The organism is uncultured Amnibacterium sp. (assembly GCF_964245895.1).
Classification (GTDB): Bacteria; Actinomycetota; Actinomycetes; order Actinomycetales; family Microbacteriaceae; genus Amnibacterium.
This window is the reverse complement of sequence record NZ_CAXTOQ010000236.1, coordinates 1-3,410: the sequence shown is the minus strand read 5'-3', so window position 1 is coordinate 3,410 and position 3,410 is coordinate 1. Positions and strand designations below refer to the sequence as shown.

The following is a 3,410-nucleotide window of genomic DNA, read 5'->3' as shown; positions in this document are numbered from 1 at the left end:
TCGGGCTGCTGCTCGCGCCGCTGCCCGTCGTGCAGCCGCTGGGAGTGCTGTCCCTCGTGGTCACGGCCCTGCTGAACCGGCGCCTGGCGCACGCGCGGCTGCAGCGGCGCGGGATCGCGGGCATCGGCGTCTGCATCGTCGGCACCACCGGCTTCGTGCTGACCGCCGCGCTCACCACGTCCAGCGCCTCCGCGGCGCCGCCCGTCGTCGCGCCGGTGCTCGTGCTCGTCGGGTTCGTGCTGGTCGTCCTCACGGTCGGCTACGCCGCGGCGCGCGACCGGATCCCCGCCGTCGGCTTCGCGGTCGCCGGCGGCCTCTGCTTCGGCTTCGTGGCCACGCTGATGAAGGTGGTGCTGGACCGGTCGAGCGCGGCCGTGCAGCACGGCGGCCTGATCGGGCCGACGACGCCGTTCACCCTGCTGGTGCTCGCCGCGACCGGCGCCGCCGGGCTGGCCGGCATCTCCCTCGTCCAGTGCGCGTACGCCTCCGGCTCGGCCGACCTCGTCGTCGCCGCCCTCACGGTGGTCGACCCGCTGGTGGCGGTGTCGCTCGGCATCGGGCTGCTCGGCCAGGCGGCGCACGCGCCCGGGTGGGCGTTCGCGGTCTTCGCCGCCGCCGAGGCCGTGGCGATCACCGGCGTGGTGCTGCTGGCGCGCAACCCGCCGGTCCCGGCGGACCAGCCGGGGCGCCACCCATGACGTCCGGGGGCGTCGTCCGCATCGGGAGCCCTCGAGCGAGCACGATGGAGCGATGAGCGATCGATCGGGCAGCGCGCGGCGCGGGATCTTCGTCTCGCCGTTCGACGCCCTGTCGGATCCGTCGGCGATGGCGGACCTCGCGGTCGTCGCGGAGGCGGCTGGCTGGGACGGCGTGTTCGTCTGGGACCACGTGCGCTACTCCGCGCCGGTCGCGGCGATCGCCGACCCGTGGATCTGCCTCGCCGCGATGGCCGTGCGCACCGAGCGCCTCCTGCTCGGCCCGATGGTCACCCCGCTCCCCCGACGCCGCCCGCACGTCGTCGCCCGGCAGGCGGCGAGCCTCGAGCGGCTCGCGCCCGGCCGCCTCGTGCTCGGCTTCGGCATGGGCGACGACTGGCTCGGGGAGATGAGCCGCTTCGGCGACGAGGCGGACCCGGTCGTCCGCGGCGCGATGCTCGACGAGGGGCTGGAGGTGGTCACCGGGCTGCTGTCCGGCCACCTGGTCGAGCACCTCGGCCCGCACTACCGGGCGGAGGACGTGCGGTTCCTGCCGGCCCCCGAGCGGCCGATCCCGATCTGGATCGCCGGCCGGTTCGGCAAGCAGGCGCCCCTGAAGCGGGCGGCCCGGTTCGACGGCGCCTTCGTCATCGGCTACCCGGGGCCGGAGGGGGTCCGCGAGGTCCGCGAGGCGGTCGCGAGCCGGCGCGGCGACCTCGACGCCTTCGAGGTCGTCGTCGACGTCCCCGCCGGCACCGATCCGCGACCGTGGGCGGACGCGGGCGCGACGTGGGTGCTCAGCCGGTTCGGGCCGTACGAGCTCGACGCGGCCGCGGTCCTCGCCGCGGTCGAGGCGGGCCCGGAGCCGGTCAGGCGTCCGGGCGCTCCGCCGTCGCCTGATGCGCGAGCTGCCGCTCGACGCGGCGGTCGGGGATGAACCAGAGCAGGGCGACTGCGACGTACGCCGCGATGCCCGCCACCGGGTTGACGAACGTCAGCAGGATGCCCGCGCTGTAGACCACCGACGAGACCTTGCCCTTCAGGTCGGGGCCGACGGCCGCCGCAAGCGTGGAGCCGGGCCCCTCTTGGCGGATGAGCACCTGCTGCAGGATGAAGAACGCGCCTCCCGCACCGAACAGCACCGCGCCGTACGTCACCACGGCGGCGGTCGCCAGCCGGCCCTCCCGCACCCACTCCTCGCTCATCCAGCCGGTGACGAACGGCACGAGGGAGAGCCAGAACAGCAGGTGCAGGTTGGCCCACAGCGCCGCGCCGCTCACCTTCGAGACCGCCTGGAACGTGTGGTGATGGTTGTTCCAGTAGATGCCGAGGAAGACGAAGCTCAGCACGTACCCCAGCAGCACGGGCCAGTCCTCGGCGAGCGCGCCCCAGTCGCCGCCGGCGGGCTTCGGCAGCTCGAGCACCATGATCGTGATCAGGATCGCGATCACGCCGTCGCTGAACGCCTCCACCCGGCCTGTCCGCACGACGTCACGGTAGTCCCGCCGACGTAGGCTGGCGCGGTCGGCCCGTCGAGGGCCTCAGAGACCACCGTCGAGGACGGCGGAAGGGGGCGGCATGGCCGCCGAGGCCACCGGGGCGGCGGTCGTCCGGGCACGGCCGCTGCCCGCGCGCGCGCTGCGCGCCCTCGCTCCCGCGTGGCGGTCGCTCGGCCGCCTGCGCGGCGACCGCGTGCTGCCGGGAGCGGCGCTGCTGGCCGCCGTCGTGCTCGTGCTCGTCGAGGCGTCGCTGGCGGCGGCATCGGACGTGCCCCTGCCGCTGGCCTTCGCGATCGTCATCGTGCACGTCGGCGCGGTGCCCATGGCGCTGCGGATCCCGAACGTCGCCGCTCCCCTCTCCCTCGCCGCCGCGCTCGTCCTGCAGTGGCTCTCCGCGGGGTCGCCCTCCATGCTGTGGCCCTGGTCGCCGGTGCTGATCGTGACGCAGTGCCTGGTGCTCGGCGCGGTCGCCTCCCGCACCACGCTGCCCGTCGCGCTGCTGCACTGGCTGGTCGCCGTCGTGCTGTCGGCGACGCTGTCGGCCCTCCTCCGGCCCGCCAGCGGCGACGAGACCGCCGTCGACGTCGCCGTGTTCGGCTCCATCTCCGCCGCCCTGATCGTCGTCGCGCTGCTCGTCACCCAGTGGCGCCGGGTGCGCACGCAGCTGGTGCACGAGCGGCGGCTGGCCGCGGAGGAGGCCGAGCGCCGCGTGGTCGTCGAGGAGCGCGCCCGGATCGCCCGCGAGCTGCACGACGTCGTCGCGCACAGCCTGTCGATCATCACCGTGCAGTCCTCGACCGCGCGGTTCCGCCACCCGGGCTTCCCGCAGGAGGCGTCCGCCGAGTTCGACCGGATCGCCGAGCAGTCGCGGGAGGCGCTCGAGGAGATGCGCGGGCTGCTGCGGGTGCTGCGGGGGGCGGAGGAGGACGCCGAGCGACGGCCGCAGCCCGGCCTCGGCGACGTGGAGGAGCTGATCGCGCAGGTCAGCCGGGCGGGCACCTCCGCCCGGTTCGAGCAGCCGACCGGGCCGTGGACCGCCGGCGTCGGGCCGCTCACCGCGCTGACCGCGTACCGGATCGTGCAGGAGGCGACCAGCAACGCCATCCGGCACGCGCCCGGCGCGGACGTCGCCGTGGCGCTGGGGCGCGTCGGCGACGACATCACCGTGTCGGTCGTCAACACGGCCACCGGGGAGCCCGCGGTCGACGGGCGGCCG

4 protein-coding genes are annotated in these 3,410 nt (G+C 75.5%); 3 read left to right on the top strand and 1 reads right to left on the bottom strand.

What is annotated here, in order from left to right:
- A partial coding sequence (locus ACFE60_RS18330) for a DMT family transporter (RefSeq protein WP_375390288.1) occupies positions 1-698 on the top strand: 698 nt, incomplete at its 5' end.
- Between the two features lie 52 nt (positions 699-750).
- Positions 751-1,632, top strand: coding sequence for an LLM class flavin-dependent oxidoreductase (locus ACFE60_RS18325; RefSeq protein ID WP_375390287.1), 882 nt, complete (start codon positions 751-753; stop codon positions 1,630-1,632).
- Here ACFE60_RS18325 and ACFE60_RS18320 read toward each other — a convergent pair.
- A complete protein-coding gene (locus tag ACFE60_RS18320; RefSeq protein ID WP_375390286.1) occupies positions 1,565-2,182 on the bottom strand; it encodes a TMEM175 family protein in 618 nt (205 codons plus the stop codon). The two genes, ACFE60_RS18325 and ACFE60_RS18320, sit on opposite strands and share 68 nt — an antisense overlap.
- A 91-nt stretch (positions 2,183-2,273) precedes the next feature.
- On the opposite strand from ACFE60_RS18320, the gene ACFE60_RS18315 reads away from it, so the two are divergent.
- A partial coding sequence (locus ACFE60_RS18315) for a sensor histidine kinase (protein WP_375390285.1) occupies positions 2,274-3,410 on the top strand: 1,137 nt, incomplete at its 3' end.

Coding starts and splice junctions, on each gene's coding strand:
- ACFE60_RS18325 (WP_375390287.1), top strand. CDS start 751: ATGAGCGATCGATCGGGCAGCGCGCGGCGCGGGATCTTCGTCTCGCCG.